The organism is Actinacidiphila oryziradicis, assembly GCF_005047355.1.
Taxonomy (GTDB): domain Bacteria; phylum Actinomycetota; class Actinomycetes; order Streptomycetales; family Streptomycetaceae; genus Actinacidiphila; species Actinacidiphila oryziradicis.
The window spans coordinates 72,602-93,735 of the sequence record NZ_SUMC01000021.1; the positions used below are offsets into that span (position 1 = coordinate 72,602).

At 72.0% G+C, this 21,134-nt stretch carries 20 protein-coding genes and 1 tRNA gene; 14 read left to right on the forward strand and 7 right to left on the reverse strand.

Annotated elements, in window-relative coordinates:
- Positions 1–25 precede the first annotated feature (25 nt).
- The 9 genes from FCI23_RS22035 (at position 26) to FCI23_RS22075 (ending at position 6,715) form a co-directional block, all read left to right on the forward strand.
- Positions 26–217: a hypothetical protein gene (locus tag FCI23_RS22035; protein ID WP_136725654.1), complete on the forward strand. Its 192-nt coding sequence runs from the start codon at positions 26–28 to the stop codon at positions 215–217.
- Between the two features lie 23 nt (positions 218–240).
- Positions 241–885 carry a hypothetical protein gene (locus FCI23_RS22040; protein ID WP_136725655.1) on the forward strand — a complete coding sequence of 215 codons (645 nt, stop codon included), beginning with the start codon at positions 241–243 and terminating at the stop codon, positions 883–885.
- Positions 886–889: 4 nt separating this feature from the next.
- Positions 890–1,291 carry a hypothetical protein gene (locus FCI23_RS56525; RefSeq protein WP_169316884.1) on the forward strand — a complete coding sequence of 134 codons (402 nt, stop codon included), beginning with the start codon at positions 890–892 and terminating at the stop codon, positions 1,289–1,291.
- A gap of 91 nt (positions 1,292–1,382) precedes the next feature.
- Positions 1,383–2,051, forward strand: coding sequence for a methyltransferase domain-containing protein (locus FCI23_RS22050; RefSeq protein ID WP_136725657.1), 669 nt, complete (start codon positions 1,383–1,385; stop codon positions 2,049–2,051).
- Positions 2,048–2,917 (forward strand): bifunctional DNA primase/polymerase, encoded by an 870-nt coding sequence (locus tag FCI23_RS22055; protein WP_136725658.1) that lies wholly within the window; start codon positions 2,048–2,050, stop codon positions 2,915–2,917. The genes FCI23_RS22050 and FCI23_RS22055 overlap by 4 nt, the downstream gene beginning before the upstream one ends.
- Complete coding sequence (locus FCI23_RS22060; protein WP_136725659.1) at positions 2,914–3,174, forward strand: hypothetical protein; 261 nt, start codon at positions 2,914–2,916, stop codon at positions 3,172–3,174. Before FCI23_RS22055 ends, FCI23_RS22060 begins: the two co-directional genes overlap by 4 nt.
- The gene (locus tag FCI23_RS22065; RefSeq protein ID WP_136725660.1) at positions 3,171–4,727 is read left to right on the forward strand and encodes a YfjI family protein; all 1,557 of its coding nucleotides are present in this window, start codon (positions 3,171–3,173) and stop codon (positions 4,725–4,727) included. Before FCI23_RS22060 ends, FCI23_RS22065 begins: the two co-directional genes overlap by 4 nt.
- A 346-nt stretch (positions 4,728–5,073) precedes the next feature.
- Positions 5,074–5,274, forward strand: coding sequence for a helix-turn-helix domain-containing protein (locus FCI23_RS22070; protein ID WP_136725661.1), 201 nt, complete (start codon positions 5,074–5,076; stop codon positions 5,272–5,274).
- 58 nt (positions 5,275–5,332) lie between these two features.
- A complete protein-coding gene (locus tag FCI23_RS22075; RefSeq protein ID WP_136725662.1) occupies positions 5,333–6,715 on the forward strand; it encodes a site-specific integrase in 1,383 nt (460 codons plus the stop codon).
- Between the two features lie 45 nt (positions 6,716–6,760).
- Here FCI23_RS22075 and FCI23_RS22080 read toward each other — a convergent pair.
- From FCI23_RS22080 to FCI23_RS22100, 5 genes are all read right to left on the reverse strand, one after another.
- Positions 6,761–6,834, reverse strand: a tRNA-Thr gene (locus tag FCI23_RS22080).
- A gap of 77 nt (positions 6,835–6,911) precedes the next feature.
- Positions 6,912–8,492 (reverse strand): alpha/beta hydrolase, encoded by a 1,581-nt coding sequence (locus FCI23_RS22085; protein WP_136725663.1) that lies wholly within the window; start codon positions 8,490–8,492, stop codon positions 6,912–6,914.
- A gap of 78 nt (positions 8,493–8,570) precedes the next feature.
- Positions 8,571–9,530 carry a hypothetical protein gene (locus tag FCI23_RS22090; RefSeq protein WP_136725664.1) on the reverse strand — a complete coding sequence of 320 codons (960 nt, stop codon included), beginning with the start codon at positions 9,528–9,530 and terminating at the stop codon, positions 8,571–8,573.
- Between the two features lie 161 nt (positions 9,531–9,691).
- A complete protein-coding gene (locus tag FCI23_RS22095) occupies positions 9,692–10,894 on the reverse strand; it encodes a DNA polymerase III subunit delta' (RefSeq protein ID WP_136725665.1) in 1,203 nt (400 codons plus the stop codon).
- A gap of 83 nt (positions 10,895–10,977) precedes the next feature.
- Positions 10,978–13,188, reverse strand: coding sequence for an asparagine synthase-related protein (locus tag FCI23_RS22100; protein ID WP_136725666.1), 2,211 nt, complete (start codon positions 13,186–13,188; stop codon positions 10,978–10,980).
- Positions 13,189–13,831: 643 nt separating this feature from the next.
- Between FCI23_RS22100 and FCI23_RS22105 the strand changes: the two genes are divergently transcribed.
- From FCI23_RS22105 to FCI23_RS22125, 5 genes are all read left to right on the forward strand, one after another.
- A complete protein-coding gene (locus FCI23_RS22105) occupies positions 13,832–15,247 on the forward strand; it encodes an MFS transporter (protein ID WP_136725721.1) in 1,416 nt (471 codons plus the stop codon).
- Between the two features lie 820 nt (positions 15,248–16,067).
- On the forward strand, positions 16,068–17,273 hold the full coding sequence (gene lhgO, locus FCI23_RS22110; RefSeq protein WP_136725667.1) for an L-2-hydroxyglutarate oxidase: 1,206 nt from the start codon (positions 16,068–16,070) through the stop codon (positions 17,271–17,273).
- Between the two features lie 62 nt (positions 17,274–17,335).
- The gene (trmB, locus tag FCI23_RS22115; RefSeq protein ID WP_246143898.1) at positions 17,336–18,085 is read left to right on the forward strand and encodes a tRNA (guanosine(46)-N7)-methyltransferase TrmB; all 750 of its coding nucleotides are present in this window, start codon (positions 17,336–17,338) and stop codon (positions 18,083–18,085) included.
- The gene (locus FCI23_RS22120) at positions 18,057–19,598 is read left to right on the forward strand and encodes a PrsW family glutamic-type intramembrane protease (protein WP_136725722.1); all 1,542 of its coding nucleotides are present in this window, start codon (positions 18,057–18,059) and stop codon (positions 19,596–19,598) included. Before trmB ends, FCI23_RS22120 begins: the two co-directional genes overlap by 29 nt.
- A 44-nt stretch (positions 19,599–19,642) precedes the next feature.
- Positions 19,643–20,272: a DUF6230 family protein gene (locus FCI23_RS22125; RefSeq protein WP_136725669.1), complete on the forward strand. Its 630-nt coding sequence runs from the start codon at positions 19,643–19,645 to the stop codon at positions 20,270–20,272.
- Positions 20,273–20,277: 5 nt separating this feature from the next.
- On the opposite strand, the gene FCI23_RS22130 is transcribed toward FCI23_RS22125, so the two are convergent.
- Positions 20,278–20,637 carry a DUF3618 domain-containing protein gene (locus tag FCI23_RS22130; RefSeq protein ID WP_136725670.1) on the reverse strand — a complete coding sequence of 120 codons (360 nt, stop codon included), beginning with the start codon at positions 20,635–20,637 and terminating at the stop codon, positions 20,278–20,280.
- The gene (locus FCI23_RS22135) at positions 20,634–21,062 is read right to left on the reverse strand and encodes a phage holin family protein (protein ID WP_136725671.1); all 429 of its coding nucleotides are present in this window, start codon (positions 21,060–21,062) and stop codon (positions 20,634–20,636) included. The genes FCI23_RS22130 and FCI23_RS22135 overlap by 4 nt, the downstream gene beginning before the upstream one ends.
- Positions 21,063–21,134 lie beyond the last annotated feature (72 nt).

The window sequence follows — 21,134 nt, forward strand, 5'->3', positions numbered from 1 at the left end:
CACACGCCCGGAAGGAAGCACGCCCGTGCTGGTCTCCATCTCCCTCGCCCTGCTCTTCGGCGGCATCCTCGCCGTCCTGCTCAAGACCGGATCGCTCAAGGGCGGGAGCGCCTTCATCGCCACGATGTTCGGCTTCTACCTCGCCTCCACCGGCCTGAACGGCCCCATCACCGAGCTGACCATCTCCACCGTCCACACCCTCAACGGCCTGCTCTAGGACCAGATACGGGAGCCCCCGCCATGACCGAGCACTTCACCCCAGCCGGGTCGGCCGGCCGCCACTGGCTCGCCGACGCCGTCCCCAAAGCCGCACCCGCCCTCGCCACCTCCACCGTGCTCGCCCTCGCCCGGATCTGGAACGCAGGCGGCGCCGAGCACTCCACCGGTGACGCCTGGCTCATGGGCACCCTCGCCACCGGCACCGCCGTCGCCGGCGGCCTACTGTCCACCGGCCAGCATGGCGACAGCACCGCCGCCGCGATCGTCTACGCCGGATCCGGGGCCCTCGCCTTCGGCGGCATCGCCGCCTACACCGACGGCCTGCCCCTGCCCCTGCTGCTGTGGGCCATCGCCACCGTCCTCGGCTACACCCTCGCCGCCCGCTACTGGCGCACCGACCGCCGCGAAACCATCGCCTACCAGCGCCGGACCGAAGAGCGTCGCGAGACCCACCGGCACGTCGAAACCGTCGAAGCCATCCGCGCACGCGCCCAGGTCGATATCGCCCGGGTGCAGATCGACGTCGCCAACGCCGGCGTCGCCCAAGCCACCGCCCTGGTAGAGGCCATCACCGCCCGCAACGCCCTGCCCGGCTTCAACCCCGCCGCCCTCATCGGCAACCACCTGCCCGAACTCCCCGCCACCATCACCACCAAGGAGCACTGACCCCGTGACCGACCCGCACACCGGCGCCGGATTCGACGCCCCCACACCCGCCGCCGCCTACGCCGACGCACCACCCCTCATCCGCGAGATCAGCACCGTGCTCACCCTGACCGTCAGGCTCGTCAGGCCCGGGGAGCGCACCGGTCAGGCCGTCCGTGAGCAGCGGCTGCGTAAGGCAGCGGTGTTGGACCGGATCGCGCTGCAGGAAGCCGACACGTACGCGCCCGCGGTTGCTGCCGACGCCGTCACCACCGCGGCGGCCGCAGCCCACGCCCTCGCCGACTACGACCGCGAGCACGGCACGAGCGCCGGGCCCATCGGCCCCGGCTCGCCGGAGTGGGACCCCTCGCACCGGCCCTACGTCCGCCAGGAATACGCAGCCTGGCACAACGCCACCCGCACCTAGAGCCGCCCGGGGCGGTCGCCCGATCTCGCCAAAGACACGCGACCGCCCCGGCTCTCACCCCTGCTGCACAGAACACAGGAGGAACCCCAGCATGACCCAACTCCCCCCCTTCCGGCGATCCCGCCGCCCCCGCGTCCTTGACGCTTTCTGCTGCCAGGGCGGCGCCGGCAAGGGCTACCACGACGCCGGATTCGACGTCACCGGCATCGACATCGCCCCGCAGCCCCGCTACCCCTTCACCTTCGTCCAGGGCGACGCGGTGGAGTTCATCCGCGAGCACGGGCACGAATTCGACCTCGGCCACGCCTCCCCGCCCTGCCAGGCCCACACCCGGTGCCAGCAGATCCAGGGCCGCCACCACCCCGACCTCATCGACCCCGTACGCGACGCCTTCGAAGCCGCGGACATCCCCTACATCATCGAGAACGTCCCCGGCGCACCCCTGCACGACCCGGTGACCCTGTGCGGCGCGATGTTCGGCCTGCGCACCTACCGCCACCGCCTGTTCGAGACCACATTCCCCATGGCAGCGCCGCGCCACCCGCAGCACACCGCGCGCACGGCCAAGATGGGCCGCCCGGCCCGCGAGGGGGAGTTCCTGCACATCGTCGGCAACTTCTCCGGCGTCGCCCTCGCACGCGACGTCATGGGAATGCCCTGGGCCAACCGCGACGGCCTGCGCGAGGCCATCCCGCCCGCCTACACCCGCCACATCGGCCGCGCCTTCCTCACCTCCCGCGCGCAGGAGGTGGCCGCGTGAACGGCCACCTGCGAACCGCCCTGGAACTGGCAGCAGCGGGCGTGCCGGTGCTGCCTCTGCGGGAAGGGAAGCTGCCGTTCGGGAACTGCCGTGCGTGCGCGGGCTGCGCATGTGGCGGGCGTCCCCACATGAAGAGCACGGGAGAGTGCCGTTGCCCCGCCGTGTGCCACGGCTGGGCAGCTGCGACGACCGACACCGCAGTGATCACTTCCCCCGCGTGGACTGCGCCGTGGCGTGAGGCCCAAGCCGTCGCCTACCACCCCGCAGGAGCCGGGCTGACCGTCGTGGACCTCGACGACCTACAAGCCGTCGCGTGGGCGCGAGAGACCCTGCCGCCCACCAGGACCGTGCACACAACACGCGGGGAGCACTGGATCTACCGGGGCGTCACGCGGTCGGCTAACTCCGTCCGGCACGGTGTGGACATCAAGTCGCGCATGGCCTACGCCCGCTGGCTCGGACCCGGCTCCGGCACCATGGCGCACCTGCCGTCTGCCGTCCGTGACCTCCTCGCAGGGCAAGAGACCACCCCAGCCCCGGGGAGGGTGGTCTCTTCGGTCCCCGAACGCGCCGAGTGGGACCCGGCCGTGGCCACCGGATGCCGACACACCCGCCGGTACGTGCGCACCGGCCTGGAACGCGGTGTGGCCATGGTGCGAGCCCGCACCGAATCCGGCGCCGGATCACAGGCGTTCGGAGTGGCCCAGTTCCTGGGCGCTCTGCACGCACAATGCCCCGGACCATGCGACCTGGAGACCATAGGGCGGCAGATCATCGCCGCGGCCGTCTCCGTCGGCGTCCCCCAAGCGTACGCGGAACGCGCCGTCACCAACGGCCTCAGCACCGGCACGGGGAGGGCGGCATGACCACCCCCTCCCCCCACCGGCTGGCACACGCCCCCGCCGCCGACACCCCGCACGGCGGTGGCGGCCGTTCCTGGAAAGCCGTCGGCCGTCAGGCCGTCCTTCTCCGCCTCTCCGCCCCGCACGTCCCGACCGCCGAAGCCGTCAGCGGCGCCCTGGCGCCCTCAGGGCTCACCGGCACCCCAAGGGAACTGGAGTTCGATGCCACGGGCCGTAGCGGGCCCTACCGGGGCGCCACGGGGCAAGGGAGCACGACATGACCACCCAACACGACCTACCCGCCGGCGGCCTGTGGGACGGCTTCGCCCTCGACACCGCCCCGGACGCGCCGGAAGTGTGGGAGGAGCCCATCCCCCTGACCGGCAAGCGGGAACTTCCGGCGTTCCCCTCGCACGTTCTGCCCGGGTGGCTGCGGGAGTTCACCGAAGCCGTGGCGCAGGAGACACAGACCCCCATCGACCTGCCCGGCTGCATCGCCCTGGCGGTGCTCGCCACCGCCGCCGGGGGCCGCTCGGTCGTGCACGTGCGGGGCAACTGGAGCGAGCCCACCAACCTGTTCGTCGTGGTCGCCCTCCCGCCCGCCAACCGCAAATCCGCCGTCTTCGCCCTACTCACCGACCCCCTCTACGACGCCGAAAAGCAGCTCAAGGCCCGGTTGCAGCCGGCCATCATCGAAGCGGAGATGACGGCCCGGATCGCCAAGGACGCCGCCGACAAAGCAGCGGCCAAGGCAGCGTCCGCCGCCGCCGACAAGCGCGACGAACTCATCCTCGAAGCCATCGGCATGGCCCAGACGGCCGAGACCGTCACCATTCCCGCCGAACCCCAGCTCTTGGCGGACGACGCCACCGCCGAGACCGTCACCTCCCGCATGGCAGAGCAGGGCGGCCGGATCTCGGTCATGTCCGCCGAAGGCGAGATCTTCGACATCATCGCCGGCCGCTACTCCGGCGCCCCCAACATGGGGGTCTTCCTCAAAGGCCACGCAGGCGACCGCCTGCGGGTGGACCGCCAGACCAGGAAGGAGTACATCGACCACCCCGCCCTGACTATGGGCCTGTCCGTCCAACCGCAGGTGCTGCACGACATCGCGAAGGTGAAGGGCTTCAAGGGGCGCGGCCTGCTCGGCAGGTTCCTGTACTCCATGCCCACCTCCCTCGTGGGCCACCGGGACATCATCACCGACCCCGTCCCCGCGGATGTCGCCGCCGCCTACGCCGCCAACATCACCGACCTGACACTGTCCCTCGCAGAGTGGACCGACCCCGCTGTCGTCCAGCTCACGCCCGCCGCCGACGCGGCCCTGATCGCCTACCAACAGCGCATTGAACCCAAGCTCGCCGCACGCGGCGGCACGCTGGGGCACATCAGCGACTGGGCCGGGAAACTCGCCGGCGCCACCGCCCGCATAGCCGGCCTGCTCCACCTCGCCGACCACCCCCACGACGGCCACGCCCACCCCGTCCCCGAAGCCACCATGCACGCCGCCATCACCCTCGGGGACTACTTCACCGCCCACGCCCTCGCCGTCTTCGACGCCATGGGCGCCGACCCCACCATCAACCGCGCCCGCACCCTCCTCGACGTCCTACGCGCCAACCAATGGGACGACGTCAGCCGCCGCGACCTCTTCGCCAAACTCAGCCGCACCGAATTCCCCACCGTCACCGACCTCGAACCCGCCGCCACCCTCCTCGAAGAACACGGCTACCTGCGCACCTACACCCCCGAACGCACCGGCGGACGCGGACGCCCACCCGCACCCCGCTACCAAATCAACCCCGCCACCCACACCGAACAACCCCCCGCATGACCCGCCCCCACCCCCCGACCCCGCCCGCACAAACCGCAAAATCGCAAAAATACCCGGACACCGGCACTGACCTGCGGCGACGCCCCGCCCCTGCACCCGCAGGGCGGCTGCCGCACAAGTCGCAGAAACCGCAAAAATCCCCGGCACCCGGCGCCGCCGAACGGCCGACCCATGTTTTTGCGGATTCTGCGGATTCTGCGGCAGACCCGCCCCCACACCCGGGCCCACCGCATCCCCGCAGGTCAGCAGCATCCCACCGGGTTTCTGCGGATATTGCGATTTCTGCGGCGGGGGTGCGGGGCCTCTTCCTCTCCCCCAAGCCCGCCATAGCGAGGAGGCACCACCGGTGAGCACCGCTACAGCGCCCGTCGCGCCGCTCCTCTACACGCCAGAGGAAGCCGCCGAGGCACTACGGATAGGACGTTCCACGGTCTACGAACTGATGGCAGACGGGACGTTGAAGTTCGTCAAGCGCGGTCGGTCGCGCCGCATCCGCGTGACCGACCTCGAAACATACGTGGCCGGGCTAGCCACGGAATCCAACTGAACACAGAGCAACCGAGGCGGGCCGGTCACACCGGCCCGCCTCTCGCATTGGAGGAAGCGTGAGCTCCCGCAAACCCAACATGGAATCGTCCGTCTACCTGGGGAATGACGGGTGGTGGCACGGTCGCGTCACGATGGGGATGAAGAGCGACGGGACACCCGACCGCCGCCACCGTCGCGCGAAGACCGAGGCGGAAGTCCGCCGCAAGGTCAAGGAGCTGGAGAAGCAGCGCGACGCCGGCCGCGCGCCCAAGGCGGGCCGCATCCCGACCGTGGCGAAGTGGATGGACACCTACCTCGGCACCATCGCGGTGCACAAGCTCAAGCCCCGGTCGCTCGATGACTACTGGTCAAAGACCCGCAACGACATCATCCCCAATATCGGCGCGCACCGCCTCGACCGCCTGCGGCCGGAGCACCTGGACGAGATGTACGCCGCCCTGCTCAAGAAGGGCCGCGCGCCGTCCCACGTGCTGAAGGTGCACCGCATCCTCTCCCGCGCGCTGAAGATCGCGCACCGTCGCGAACTGGTCGGCCGGAACATCGCGACCCTGGTGGACCCGCCGAGCGTGGACGAGGAAGAGGTGAACCCGTTCACCCAGGAGGAGGCGCGCGCCTTCCTCCATGCCGCCACCAAGCGGCCTACCGCACTCCGGTGGGCCCTCGGGGTGGGTCTCGGCATCCGGCAAGGAGAATCGCTGGGCCTGCGATGGACGTACGTCGATCTGGACGCCGGGCACCTGAAGACGCTGTGGCAGCTTCAGCGCCTCACCTGGCGCCATGGGTGCGAGGACCCGCATGCCTGCGGCGCCCGGCTGCACCGGTTCGAGCCGTGCCCGTCCGGCTGCACCACGCATAAGGACTACAAGCGAGGGTGCCCGAAGCCATGCCCGCCGAAGTGCGCGAAGCACGCGAGCACCTGCCCGGACCGGCAGGGCGGCGGTCTGGTCTTCACCCGGCCGAAGACCAAGAAGAGCCGCCGCATCATCCCCATCCCGCCGCCGCTCATCCCATTCCTGCGCGAGCACCGCGCCCGCCAGGAAGAACAGCGGGCGGCGGCCGGTGAGGCGTGGGAGGAACACGACGTGGTGTTCGCGCGGCCGGACGGTAGGCCGCTTGACCCGCGCCAGGACTGGCAGGAGTTCAAGGACCTGCTTGAGGAGTCGGGCATCTCGGACCGGCGCCTCCATGACAGCCGCCACACCGCAGGCACGATCCTGAATGAGCTGGGAGTGGACATCCGGACCATCATGGAAATCTTCGGCCACTCCGGGCTCAACATGACCCGCCGGTACGTGCACGCCACGACACCCCTCACGGAGGAGGCGGTCCGCCGGATGGGAGACGCGCTCTGGCCGGAGCCTGAAGCCAAAACTGAGACCAAGACTGAGCCCACGCCATCACGCGACGCTCGCGCACGCCGCCGCAGGCGCATCCAGTAATGCCAAAAGCCCAGCTCAGATACCCTCTGAGCTGGGCTTTATGTGAGCCGCCTTCGGGATTCGAACCCGAGACCTACGCATTACGAGTGCGTTGCTCTGGCCAACTGAGCTAAGGCGGCGCGCTGCCGGGCCACGGTGGGCGTGACATCAGCAGCGGCGCCAAGTCTACACAGTCCGGAAGGGTGCTCCTCACCGCTCAGCTGCAGGTCTTGCCGTTGGCGGGGGTGGCGCCGTCGAGGAGGTAGTGGTTGACGGCGGTGTCGATGCAGGCGCTGCCGCGGTTGTAGGCGGTGTGGCCGTCGCCGTTGTAGGTGAGGAGGACGCCGGAGGTGAGCTGGGAGGCGAGGGACTTGGCCCAGGCGTAGGGGGTGGCCGGGTCGCGGGTGGTGCCGACGACGAGGATGGGGGCGGCGCCGGGGGCGGTGATGCGGTGGGGGCGGCCGGTGGCGGGGACGGGCCAGTAGGCGCAGGGGAGGCTGGCCCAGGCGAGGTTGCGGCCGAAGTGGGAGGAGGCGCGCTCGAAGGAGGGGAGGGCTGCTTCGACGGCGGCGGGGCCGGTGAAGGCAGGGGGGAAGTCGAGGCAGTTGACGGCGGCGTTGGCGTACATGAGGTTGGGGTATTTGCCGGAGCTGGTGCGCTCGTAGTACGCGTCGGAGAGCTGGAGGAGGCCGCTGCCGTCGCCCTTTTCGGCCTTAGTGAGGGCAGTGCGGAGGGAGGGCCAGAAGGCGTTGGTGTACATGGCTTCGACGACGCCGGTGGTGCCGAGTGCCTCGGTGAGCTTGCGGGTGGTGCCGGTGGGGAGCGGGTTGGCGTCGAGCTTGGTGAAGAGCTGGTCGAGGCGGTGGCCGGCGTCGGTGGCGCTCTTGGTGCCGAGGGGGCAGGCAGCGAGCTTGACGCAGTCCGCGGCGAAGGAGTTGAAGGCGGTTTGGAAGCCGCCGGCCTGGGCGCGGCTGGAATCGAGGGCGGATACGGAGGGGTCCACGGCGCCGTCGAGGACGAGCCGGCCTACGCGCTTGGGGAAGAGCCCTGCGTAGGTGGCGCCGAGGAAGGATCCGTAGGACTCGCCGACGTAGGTGAGCTTGTTGTCGCCGAGGAGTGCGCGCAGGACGTCCAGGTCGCGGGCGGAATCGACGGTGGAGACATGGCCGAGGAGCTTGCCGGAGCGCTTCTCGCAGCCCTGGTCGAAGCTCTTGTCGGCGGCGACGAGCTTGTTGATCTCGGACTGGTCGTCGGGGGTGACGTCGGTCGCGGTGTAGGCGTCCATCTGCTGGTCGGTGAGGCAGATGACCGGCTCGCTGCGGGCGACCCCGCGCGGGTCGACGGCGGCCATGTCGTAGCGGGCCCTGACCGCGGCCGGGAAGCCGGAGGCGGTCGCGGCGTAGCGCAGGTAGTCGATGGCGGAGCCACCGGGGCCGCCCGGGTTGACCAGGAGGGAGCCGAGTCGCCCGCCGGGGCCGGAGGCCTTCTTACGGGCCACGGCGAGCTTCAGGTCGGTTGCGGAGTCTGGGTGGGCGTAGTCGAGCGGCACCTTCATGGTGGCGCACTGGAAGCCGGTGTCGAGGCAGGAGCGCCAGGTCAGCTTCTGGCTGTAGTACGACGTCAGGTCGGCGGCCGGGGAAGCGGCGGCGGACGCTGCGGCGGGCTGCGTCCCCGAGACGTTCGGTGGGGAGGAGGCGACGGCGCTGTGGCCGGTGCCGTTGGCGGAGCAGGCGGAGAGCAGCGCCCCGGCGACCGCCAGGACAGTGCCGCAGGTGCGGAGCAGGCGAAGGGTATCCATCGGTTGCTTCTGGTTCCTCCCGTCGGGTGGTTGGGAGCGTATCCGTCCGATGTGGGAGGACCGTCCTCTGCCACCCACTTACGAGTGAATACGATCAGGTCCGGTCAACTTCTCGGTCAAATATCCCGCTACGGCGCCGAAGACGCGACTTCGCTGCCCGGCCCCGTCCGTGACGCGGATCTCGGTCCGGCCGTGCCGGCCGCGCAGCGCCTCCCTGAAGCGGCGGGCGGAGAGCCGGGCGGCCTCGTCGCCGGAGGCTGTCGCCAGCAGCAGATCGGTGCCGGAGCCGGGTGGCAGCCGCGCCGGGTAGGTGCCGGAGACCCCGACGGCGGCGCGGTAGCGGTCCGGGTGGGCCCAGGCGTCGCGTACGGCGCAGGCCGCGCCGTCGCCGACGCCGAGCACGCCGCGTGCGGCCTGGCCGGGGACGACGCGGTAGCGATAGCGGCGGGCGACGACCGACGGGGCCCGGGCGTCCCGGGCCGTTGCCTCGCAGCGGGCCGGCAGGACCAGCACGAACGGGTCCGCGAGGCCTTGTGCGACGTGCGCCGCGAAGCCCTCGAAGAGATTCCGGTCGTCGGCGCCGGACGCGGATGCGTACGCCACGACGACGGGAAAGGCCACGTGGGCGGCCTTGCGGTAGGCGTATTGCGGCGGCAGCCAGACCCGGGTGCCGTCCGCCAGCCGTTGCAGGGTGCCGTGGGCGGGGTGGCCGATGGTGCGGGGCGGCGCCGCGGGCGGCTCAGGGGCGGGCGGCGCGGGCCGGGACCGCGCAGGTGCGTGGACGGGGGCGGCGGCGAAGCGGGCGACCGCCGGGGGCGCCGCATCCGGTGCGGCCGGCAGTGCCGCCGCCACCGCCAGGGCCGTCGCCGCCGCTGTTGCCGCTCCCGCGGTGCGCAGAGCCGTGCCGAAGTGCCGTACCGGCAGCTCGTACGGCAGCCCGGCGCGCTGGGCCCACCGGTAGCGGAGCGCCGACCGCGCCAGCGCGGCGGCGGTGATGCTTGCCAGCGCCAGGAGGGCGATCAGGACGACATGGGCCACGTTTGCAGCGTGCGCCATGCGCTGGTGTGCGGGGGGCGGCGACGCGGCGGGGGCCAAATGATCACCCGCTTGCAGCAGCCTCCGCCTGCCGCTCCCGGACTACGGGCGGGGCTGGGCCGCTCGGCGGGAAGCACCTCGCGGCGTAGGCGCGGCACCTGCCGTCAGCCGGCGCGCAGCGCCAGGGTCATGGCCTCGACGGCGAGCAGCGGGGCCACGTTGCGGTCCAGGGCCTGGCGGCAGGCCAGCACCGCTTCTATGCGGCGGAGGGTGTTCTCGGGCCGGGAGCCGGAGGCGATGCGCTCGATGGCGTGGCGGGTATCGATGTTGGCGAGGGCGACCCGGGTGCCGATCTGGAGGGCGAGGACGTCGCGGTAGAAGCCGGCCAGGTCGGTGAGGGCGAGGTCGAGGGTGTCGCGCTGGGTGCGGGTGGAGCGGCGCTTCTGGCGGTCGGCGAGGTCCTTCATGACACCGGCGGTGCCACGGGGCATGCGGCTGCCCGCGCCGGCACCGGCGCCGAGGGCGGCGCGAAGCTCTTCGGTCTCTTTCGTGTCGACCTCGTCGGCGACCTGTTTGGCGTCCTCGGAGGCGGAGTCGACCAGCTCCTGGGCGGCCTTCAGGCAGCCCCCGACGTCGCCGACGCGCAGCGGCACCTTCAGGACGGCAGCCCGGCGCGATCGGGCCCCCTCGTCGGTGGCGAGGCGGCGGGCCCGGTCGATGTGGCCCTGGGTGGCGTGGGCGGCGGCTTCGGCGACCGCGGGCTCGATGCCGTCCCGCCGTACGAGGAGGTCGGCGACGGCCTCGACGGGAGGGGTACGGAGGGTGAGGTGCCGGCAACGGGAGCGGATGGTCGGCAGCACGTCCTCCAGGGAGGGGGCGCAGAGCAGCCACACGGTGCGGGGCGCGGGCTCCTCGACTGCCTTGAGCAGCACATTTCCGGCGCCCTCGGTGAGGCGGTCGGCGTCCTCCAGGACGATCACCTGCCAGCGGCCGTTCGCGGGGGAGAGATTCGCCCTGCGTACGAGGTTACGGGTGTCTTTCACGCCGATGGAGAGCTGGTCGGTGCGGACGATCTCCACATCGGCGTGTGTCCCGATCAGCGCCGTATGGCACCCGTCGCAGAAGCCGCAGCCGGGCGCACCGCCCAGCGCCCGGTCGGGGCTGACGCACTGCAGCGAGGCGGCGAACGCCCGCGCCGCGCCGGCCCGCCCGGAGCCGGGCGGGCCGGTGAACAGCCAGGCGTGGGTCATCTTCGACGCGGACGAGGCGGCGACCGCGTGCGACACCACGGCGTCGGCGTCCCGCGCGGCAGCGGTGAGCTGCGCGGTGACCCGTTCCTGGCCGACCAGGTCGTCCCACACTGCCATTGCCGTCCCCTGGTTCCTTCGGTGTCCTGGGTTCCCATTGTGGGGGACAGCACTGACAGTGACAGTGACAGTGACGGTCCCGGTCACAGCGAAAGCCGCTGCACGCCCCCCGCTACCGCACGCTGCCCCGGCGCGTCCGTTCCGGTCCAGCACGACCCGCGCCGGGCGAGCAGCCGCCGTAGCCACACCTCGGTGCCCACCAACTCGGCGAGCCCGTCCAGCGGAAGCGGTTCACCGGCGGCGGCAGCCCGGAGCGCGCCCTGTACGACGCGGGCCTCTATGAGCCCGGCGTCGGCGAGGAGCGGGGCCTCGAAGAGCTGGACCAGGTCCTCGACGGAGGTCCGCAGCCCGGCCCGGGCCGCGGCAGCGGTCGAGGCGTGCGAGTTGGCGCCCCAGCCGGGCGGGAGGTCGCGGATCCCGGAGGCGGCGAGGACTGCCCGGAGGACGGCGGAGCGGGCGCCGGGCTGGACGCGCAGGGCCTCCGGCAGGGCGCGGCAGGCGCGGACGACCTGGTTGTCGAGGAAGGGGGCATGGATCCGCTGGTCCGGCACGGCGACGGCCTGCTCGAATACGCGGTGGTCGGCGGCGTACCGGGCGAGCGCGGCGCGGGCGCGCCGTTCGCCGGGGCGCTCGGTGGGGGCGGGACGGGCCGCCGCGTCCTGGAGGCGAACCGATACTTCGGCGAGTGCCTCGCCGGTGAGCCAGCGGGCGGCGGGCCCGGGCCGGCACCAGGCCATGGCTGCCAGCGAGGCGAAGAGCGCGCTGCCGGCCCCGGAGCCGGCGGCCAGCCCCATGGAGCCGGCCGACCCGCCGCTGACGTCGTCGTCGAAGCGCCCCTGAAGGAGCCGCGCCGCGACGTCCTCCACACCCTGTTGATAACCGGTGCGGGCCAGCCGCCGCGCCGCGCGGTACACGGAGAGCGGCGCGAGCGCCCCGTCCGCCTTGGCCAGGGCGGTGACCGGCCGCAGCAGATGGCGCCGGCGGCGGTCCATGAGCAGGTCCGCCAGCCGAGCCGGGTGGGCGTCCAGCACCTGCCGGGCGCCGTGTCCCACGAGATGATCGGCGCCACCCGCGAGCAACCGCGCCCGGTGCCGTTCGGCTATGACGAGTGCGGGGCCGGGCTCGTCCGTGAGGGGGCCGCTGCCGAGGTCGGCGTAGGGCAGCGCGTCCGCGCCGCCCTGCACCACTACGTGGTGCAGCCGGGGGTCGGCGGCCATGGCGTGGGCCCGCTCCAGCTCGGCGGCCCGGCCCGGGTCCCTGCCGCCCGCGAGGTCGTTGAAGGTGACGGCCAGCAGCCGCTGCCCGGCCTGGCCGCCGAAGCCGAGCGGCATGCCGGGTTGCCCGGGCAGCCCGGCGGCGAGCAGTGCGAGGGTCCCGGAGGCGCTGCCGCCGGACAGGTCGGCGCCGATCCCGGGCGCGGGCGCCTCCTCCCCGGACCCGGGATCGGGTACGAAGCGGGGCTGCGCGAGCCGGGTCCGTACGGCCTCCACGAGGGCGTCGCGCACCCCCGCGACCGCCACGTCGGGATCGGCGACGGCGGCGCTGACGACGAGGGACACCGCGGGTTCGTAGTCGGCGACCTGCGGCACACCGTCCCGCAGGATCAGGGCGTGGCCCGGAGGCACGCGGCGGACGCCCGCATATGGGGTGCCGTCGCCGAGTGCCTCGGGCGAGTCGGGGCAGGCGAGGGTGGCCGCGAGATGGGTGACGTCGAGCGCGGCCTCGGTCAGGTCGGCGAGCGGGAGTGCGGCGGTCGCATATGCGGTGCGCCCCTCCCAGGGGGTGTGGAAAACCGGCCGCGCGCCGGCGAGGTCGCCAAGCACCGTGATACGGCGCCCGATCTGGAGAACCACCGTATAACTGCCGGGCCAGGCCGTCAGATGCCGCAGCGCTCCGCCGCGTGCCGCGAAGAGGCCGACGCGCAACTGGGCGTCGCTGGCGCGGCACTGGCCGAGGACGGCGAGCCGGGTGATCCCGGAGTAGGCGTCACCGGTGCCGTTCCGCCGCCCGTTGGCGCCGCCTCTGCCGCTGCCGCTCCCGTCGCGATATCCGGCCCCGTACTCATATCCGTACCCGCCGCCCTGACCGTCGCCGCCACCTGGTTCGGCATGCACGACGCGCACTTCGTCCGGGCGCCAGTCGCCTACGGCCCACAGGGGATCGGGATCGCCCCACAACACCTGTGCGCCTACCGGCAGTACCGTGCGGGCCCTTGTACTCCGGGCCCCCGGAACACCCCCGGATCCCGGAACTGGGCCCGCGGCGGCGCTGCTCCACCCCACCAACCACCGCATCGCCGCCTCCAGCTGCTGTGGACAACTTGTAGACATGCTGCCACGGAGCGGGGCGCAAGAGGGCGCGTGGAGGCATGCAAGAGCGCCGGGCCGCGCTTTTCGCGCGGTCCGGTGGGGCCTCGGCCGGTCGACCCCAGCCGTTTCGAACGCTCTTACAGGCTTGAAACGTCGTAATCACGCCAAAATGCGCGTGGGCCATGGACACGCGTTTGTGCCACAGTCCGGGAGGTGCCGATACACCTCCCGGACCGGTCCGCCGCCCGCGGGGATTGTGGCGGCGGAGCCCCCTGGCCCGCCGCCGCCCCCCATAGCCGCTAGTGGGAGCTGCGGGCCGACCCACATCACCATGGAAGCCCGGCCCACCATCCGGGCACAGAGCGCGCGGCCGGGCGCACAGCCGCATACGCCGGTAGCACACGCCAGGTGCAGGGCAGTAATCCCGCCATCGTCACGACAGCCCTTAACGGTAGGGATGCGGCGAACTACTCTGGGTGTACCCGATAAGCGAACGTCCCGGTCAGTCCTCCACAAGGGGCCACCGGGGCGGCCGTTGTTGCGTCGAGGGGGTGTAGTAGGGCGTGAGCGTGGTAGCAACAGACGTACGCAGCCCTCTCGCGTCCGGCGAGGAGTGCCCATGACCGTCATGAACAAGGAACACCGGGGGCCGAACGAGAAACTCGGCAGCCTTCTCGCCCTGGCCGGCATCAGTAACGCCGGCCTCGCCCGGCGCGTCAACGATCTCGGAGCCCAGAGAGGTCTGACGCTCCGCTACGACAAGACCTCGGTCGCCCGCTGGGTCACCAAGGGCATGGTGCCCCAGGGCGCCGCCCCCCATCTGATCGCGGCCGCCATAGGCAGCAAGCTCGGCCGGCCCGTGCCGCTGCACGAAATCGGCCTGGCCGACGCCGATCCGGCGCCTGAGGTGGGCCTCGCCTTCCCGCGCGATGTCAGCGAGGCGGTGAAGTCCGCCACCGACCTGTGGCGGCTCGACCTCGCCGGGCGGCGCGGGCCGGGCGGCGGCGGGATCTGGCAGAGCCTCGCCGGGTCCTTCGCCGTCAGCGCCTATGTGACCCCCGCCTCGCGCTGGCTCATCACCCCGGCCGACGCCAGAGTTGCGCGGGACGCGCCCGCACCGGGGACCGCCCATGTGGGGCACTCCGATGTCTCCAAGCTCCGCGAGGCCGCCGAGGACGCCCGCCGCTGGGACTCCAAGTACGGCGGCGGTGACTGGCGTTCCGGCATGGTGCCCGAATGCCTGCGCGTCGAGGCGGCCCCGCTCCTCCTCGGCTCGTACACCGACGAGGTCGGCCGCTCCCTCTTCGGGGCCACCGCCGAACTGACCCGGCTCGCCGGCTGGATGGCCTTCGACACCGGGCAGCAGGAGGCCGCCCAGCGCTATTACATCCAGGCGCTGCGGCTCGCCCGCGCCGCCGCCGACGTCCCGCTGGGCGGCTATGTCCTGGCATCGATGTCACTGCAGGCCACGTACCGCGGCTTCGCCGACGAGGGTGTCGATCTGGCCCAGGCCGCCCTGGAGCGCAACCGCGGGCTCGCCACCGCCCGCACCATGAGCTTCTTCCACCTAGTCGAGGCCCGCGCCCACGCCAAGGCGGACGACTCCGCCGCGTGCGCCACCGCCATCACCGCCGCCGAGGGCTGGCTGGAGCGTTCGCGCGACGGCGACGGCGATCCGGCATGGCTCGGCTTCTACTCCTACGACCGGCTCGCCGCCGACGCCGCCGAGTGCTACCGCGATCTCCGCGTCCCCCGACAGGTCCGGCGCTTCACCGAGACGGCGCTCGCCCGCCCCACGGAGGAGTTCGTCCGCTCGCACGGCCTCCGCCTGGTCGTCTCCGCCGTCGCCGAACTGGAGTCCGGCAATCTCGATGCCGCGTGCGCCGCCGGCACCAAGGCTGTGGAAGTCGCCGGCCGCATATCGTCCGCCCGCACCACCGAGTACGTCCGCGATCTCCTCCACCGCCTCGAACCGTACGGGAACGAGCCCCGGGTCGCCGAGCTCCGCGAACGGGCCCGCCCGCTCTTGGCGGCCCCGGCGTAGCGTAGCCCTCGCCGGGCTGGCCGATGCGGTGCCGGGGCGCCCCGGTGCGGGGTTGCCGTTTTGTCCTCAAGCGCCGGACGGGCTGGGTTAGCCCTGCTGGGCCAGCACGGTCCCGCCCCCTCTGCCGGGCGTACCAGTTCCTCCCCCAGCTACCTCCCCCAGCCTTCGGCCGGGAGGCGCCGCCAGGAGGTGCCCCCACAAACGCCGGACGGGCTGGGTGGTCGTGCGTGCCGGCGCGCGATGTGGTGGTGGGGGTCGGGGCCGCTGTGGGGTGATCTCCTCGGGGCTCGCACGTGCGGGTCCGCAAGACACGCACCCGGGGTGCATGTGCTCGTCCCCTGCGGGGACACCCCGGCGCGTCCGCTCCCGGCCGGACAGGCGCGTGACGGCCTCGCCGTGGCGGAGACCGTAAAACCAACGCACCCCAAGCCGGTGGTCTGCACCGCAGGACACCACGCACCGCAAGGCGCTGTGACGGCCGGAGGGGGCGGTGCAGGGGTGTCTCTGCAGACTGTGTCGCCCAAGTGCCGCCGGCGATGGCGCAAAGCACGCCGGGTCCTGGCACACAGTCGTGGGGGCACCTCCCGGCCGAAGGTTGGGGGAGAGTCACCCCGGAGGCGACCCCGACCCCAACAACCGAGCAAGCGCACCCCGGCGCGGAGGCCGTATCGCCCATTTTGGCCGGTGATGCCGCATGCTATGACCCAGAGTCCGGTCAAGGGAGGTTTGCGGCCACTGTCAGTGGGCCAAGGCATCATCGTGGTGAAGGGTCCGACAACGGGCCCGGCGCAGAACCCGACAACCCCCGGGGAGGTGCACCGTGGACACGACGGACGTCGTCATCATCGGCGCGGGCATCGTCGGCCTCTCCACGGCCTACGCGATCACCCAGGCCGCGCCCGGCACCCGCGTCACCGTCCTGGAGAAGGAGCGCGGCCCGGCCCGCCATCAGACCGGTCACAACAGCGGCGTGATCCACAGCGGGATCTACTACAAGCCGGACTCGCTCAAGGCCCGCTTCGCGGTGCAGGGCGCCGCCGAGATGGTGAAGTTCTGCACCGAGCACGACATCCCGCACGAAGTCACCGGCAAGCTGATCGTCGCGACGGAGCGGGACGAGCTGCCCCGCCTCCATGCCCTCGTCCAGCGCGGCCGTGAGAACGGCATTCCCGTCCGCGAGCTCGGCCCCGCCCAGATCGCGGAGTACGAACCCCGGGTGTGGGGACTGGCCGCCATCCATGTCGGCACCACCGGCATCTGTGACTTCGGCGCCGTCGCCACCACCCTCGCCCGGCTCGCCACCGACGCCGGCGCGGATATCCGCTACGGCGCCGAGGTCACCGCGATCATCCGCCGTGGCCCTGACGTCCTCGTCGGCAGCACCGCCGGGTCCCTCCGCTCCCGGTCGCTGGTCAACTGCGCCGGTCTGCACTCCGACCGCGTCGCCCGCCTCGCCGGCGATCACCCGCCCGTCCGGATAGTCCCTTTCCGAGGCGAGTACTACGCGCTGACCCCGCCCCGCAACGGCCTCGTGCGGGGCCTGGTCTACCCGGTCCCGGACCCCGCCTTCCCCTTCCTCGGCGTGCATCTCACCCGCGATGTCCACGGCGGCGTCCACCTCGGGCCCAACGCCGTCCCCGCCCTGGCCCGCGAGGGATACCACCGCCGCACCATCCGCGCGCGTGATGTAGCCGACACCGTCCGCTTCCCCGGCACATGGCGGGTGGCCCGCCGCCACTGGCGTTACGAGACCTCCGAGATCGCCCGTTCCCTCTCCAAACGCGCCTTCACCGCCTCCGTCCGCCGTCTGCTCCCCGAAGTCCGTCCCGAGGACCTCATACCCGCCGCCTCCGGGGTCCGCGCCCAAGCGGTCCACCGCGACGGCACGCTCGTCGATGATTTCCTCTTCTCCGGCAGCGCCCCCTTCACCCACGTGCTCAACGCGCCTTCGCCCGCGGCCACGGCTTCGCTCCCGATCGGCCGCGAAATCGCCGACCGCGCGCTGGCCGCCCTGCAGACCGCCTAGGGCCTGTCCGGACAGGCCCTAGGACCTGTCCGGACAGGCCCGCGCCGTAGAATCAACGCATTGTGAGCACCTCCCCAAAATTCCCCACCGGCCCGGCATCGGACCCCGCCACCTCGCACCATGAGCGCCGTATCCGCACGTTCCACGCCCGCCGGGGGCGTCTGACGCGAGGCCAGGCCGCAGCGCTGGAGCGCCACTGGGCGGAGTGGGGTGTGGAGATCGACGGCACTTCCCTCGACCTCGGCAAGCTCTTCGCCGGAGCGGGGCTCGCCCCGGACAACCCCGTGATCCTGGAAATCGGCTTCGGCATGGGCGACGCCACCGCCCGGATGGCCGCCGATGCCGCCGCCGAAGGCATCGGCATCCTCGCCGCGGACGTCCACACCCCCGGCCAGGGCAATCTGCTCAACCTCGCGGATCAGGCGAACCTCACCAACATACGGATCGCCAACGGCGACGCGATCATCCTGCTCCGCGAAATGCTGGCGCCCGCGTCCCTGGCCGGCCTGCGCATCTACTTCCCGGACCCCTGGCCGAAGGCACGGCACCACAAGCGCCGCATGATCCAGCCGGAATTCGTCGCGCTCGCCGCCTCCCGGCTCCGCGCCGGGGCGGCCTTCCACTGCGCGACCGACTGGGAGCCGTACGCCGAGCAGATGCTCGAGGTCCTCTCGGTCAGCCCGGACCTGATCAACCAGTACGGCGACGGCTACGCCCCCCGCCCGGCGTTCCGTCCGATGACCAAATTCGAGCGCCAGGGCCTTGAGAAGGGCCATGTCGTTCATGACCTGCTCTTCACCCGCACACCGTAATCCCGCTCGCCCGACCGGCTATGGTCGAGTGGTGCCGCTCCCTCCCTCGTACTCACATTCGCCCGGCCCCGAGCCAGGGCCGGGCCTGGCCGTCCCGGAGTACCCCGGACAGCAGCAGCACCAGTTCGCTCTTCCTGAGCAGTACCGCTGGCAGTACAGGCCGCGCCGCGCGTTCTGGGAGAGCCGGAAGCTCCGCATGGCCGCCATTTTCGCGCTGCTCGCGCTCTGCGGAGTGATCATTCTCGCCCTGGTGCGCCAGCAGACCGGGACCGAGGGCTTCCTGGTCGGCCTGACGCTGGCGATCCTGCCGGTGCCGCTGCTGCTCTTCGCGTTCCTGTGGCTGGACCGGGTGGAACCGACCCCGTGGCGGAACGCGGTCTTCGCCTTCGCGTGGGGCGCCTGCGCGGCGACGCTCGTCGCGATCCTCGCCAATTCGTACGCGACCCATCTGCTGGCGACGACCTTCACCGCCACCCCCAGCCAGACCGACAGCTGGGGTGCCACCTTCGTGGCGCCTCTGGTCGAGGAGTCGGCGAAAGGCTCCGCCGTCCTGCTCCTCTTCCTCTTCCGCCGCCGGGACTTCACCGGCGTCGTGGACGGCGTCGTCATAGCCGGCCTGACCGCCACCGGCTTCGCCTTCACCGAGAACATCCTGTATCTCGGCTCGGCGTTCAGCGAGGACCAGGCCTACAGTGCGGCCGGGCTGTCCAGCTCGACGACCGCGGCGACCTTCTTCGTGCGCGTCGTCATGACCCCCTTCGCGCACCCCCTCTTCACCTCGCTCACCGGCATAGGCTTCGCGATCGCCGCGACCAGCCGCCCCGGTCAGGCCCGCCGCTGGCTCGCCCCGCTCGGCGGCTGGCTGCTCGCGATGACGCTGCACGGCACCTGGAACGGCTCCGCCTCGCTGAGCCCCGTCGGCTTTCTGGCGATCTACGCGACGCTCATGATCCCCGCCTTCGGGCTGCTGGTCTGGCTTGCCGTCTGGTCCCGCGCCAACGAGCTGCGGACCATCCGCACTCAGCTCCCCGTCTACGCCATGGCCGGCTGGCTCACCGCCCCCGAGCCGTTCGCCCTCGGCTCGATGAAGGCCCGCAGCCTCGCCCGTACGACCGCCCGCCGCGTGGGCGGGGAGGCCGCGGCCCGTACCGTCCGCGAGTACCAGTCGTTCGCCACGTCCCTCGCGTTCCTCCGCGCCCGCGCCGCCCGCGGCACCGCCGGCCCCGACTTCGCCGCCCGCGAGCAGGAGCTCCTGCATCACCTGTGGCAGCGCAAGGCCGTCGCCCAGCCCGCTCTCGCCCACGCAGCCTTCACGCTCCGGCCCCCGTACCCCCCGCCGGGCTGGGGCCGCCCGTGGCCCGGCACGGCGCCCGTCGGGCAGGCATGGCAGCCCTGGCAGCCGCACGGCCGGCATGTGCCGCCCCAGTACCAGTTCCCGTACGTGCAGCCACAGCCGTACGTGAATCAGCCGTACGTGAATCCGTACCCTGATTCGAATCCCTACAGCTACTAAGTCCTCCGGTTGCCGCGCCTCTGCCCCGGGGTTGCAATGGCGGAATGAGCACTCCCCGCGCCCGCCGTCCGTCCGGCCGCACCAGCTGGATACGGCTCGCCATCGTGATGGTGCCTACCCTGATCGTCTCCGGCGCCGTGCTGGCCACCGTGGCCGCCGGTCTGCTGCCGGTGTCACTCGCGGTGTCCGCACAGCCCGGCGCGATCTCCGGGCAGAGCTTCCAGGTCGCCGCCGACCGGCTGGAAGGCACTGGCTTCACCCAGTACGTGGCCGTGGACAAGACGACCAAGGGCGACTTCCCGGAGGCGGTGTCCGGCATCAAGTCGGCCGACCTCCACAACCTCTGCCAGTCGGTGGTCACCAAGATGCCGGTGATGGGCTCGGTCACCCTGGTGATCAAGGCAGGCGGCGGCAGCAAGCCCGTACACGCCGACCGCCTCGTCGTGAACACCGACGATCTCGCCGGCGACGCCGAGTTCCACAACATCATCTTCGGCCAGGACGCCTCCACCCTCAGCGGAGTGAGCGACGGCCCGGCGGGCACCCTCGGCCAGCAGGCCGACACCGTCCGCATCGACCACCTGCGCCAGACGGCCCGTTCCGTCAGCGCGGCGACCTTCCGGCTCACCGACCTGCACCTCACCGTGCGGAAGGGCTCAAAGCCCTGCTTCTGAGCCGGTCAGCACCACCTTCCGCTCTGACGCCGGCGCACCACCATCACCGCCAGCACCGCTACGACGACACCGGCGGCGACCAATACGGGCCCCCGATTGCTGCGGCTGGTCCGCGCGACCTCCGCCCCCGCCGTCTGTACGTGCTCCGCCGTCCTGCCCCCGTGTACCAGGTGGAGGACCTGGGCCGCCCTGTGCTGCACCTCGTCCTTCGCATGCGCGGCTTTCTCCTCCGCCCTGCCCTTCAGATCGACCTTGGCGGCCAGCGCTTCGACCGTCTCGCCCAGTTGCTCGCGGGTCCGCCTCACCTGTTCGCGCAGCTCTCCCGGGTCGTTGCCTGCGGGACCCGCGCCAGGGCTGTTCGTCATCGGTGTGCCCTTTCCTTGATCTCATGGACGTCGGCCTTCACACTGCCGATCGCCTGCTCAGGGGTGGGGGGCATGGCGCGCCCCATCTCCTTCTTGCCGGCCAGCGCCAGGATCCCCGCCGCGGCGAGCAGCCCACCCGCGACGATCAGCGCGGCGGCCCAGACAGGCAGCACGAGGGAGAGAGCCGCGATCGCCGCCGCTGCCAGCGCCCCCAGCGCGATGAGCCCGAACACCGCGGCGACGCCGAACATCCCGCCACCGATGCGCGCGCGCTTGCCCTTCGCCGCCAGTTCCGCCTGGGCCAGCCGCAGCTCGTCGCGGACCAGCTCCGACAGCTGCTCCGACGCTTGTTTCACCAGCTCTCCCACCGATTGCCCGGCCGTCCCGACCGGCTCGACCGTTCGGTGGTGTGCAGACCCGATCATGGGTGCACCTCCCTTTTGGGGGCTATTGACCGTTCTGTTGATCGCCTCACCCACTCCTGCCGTCGTAAACCG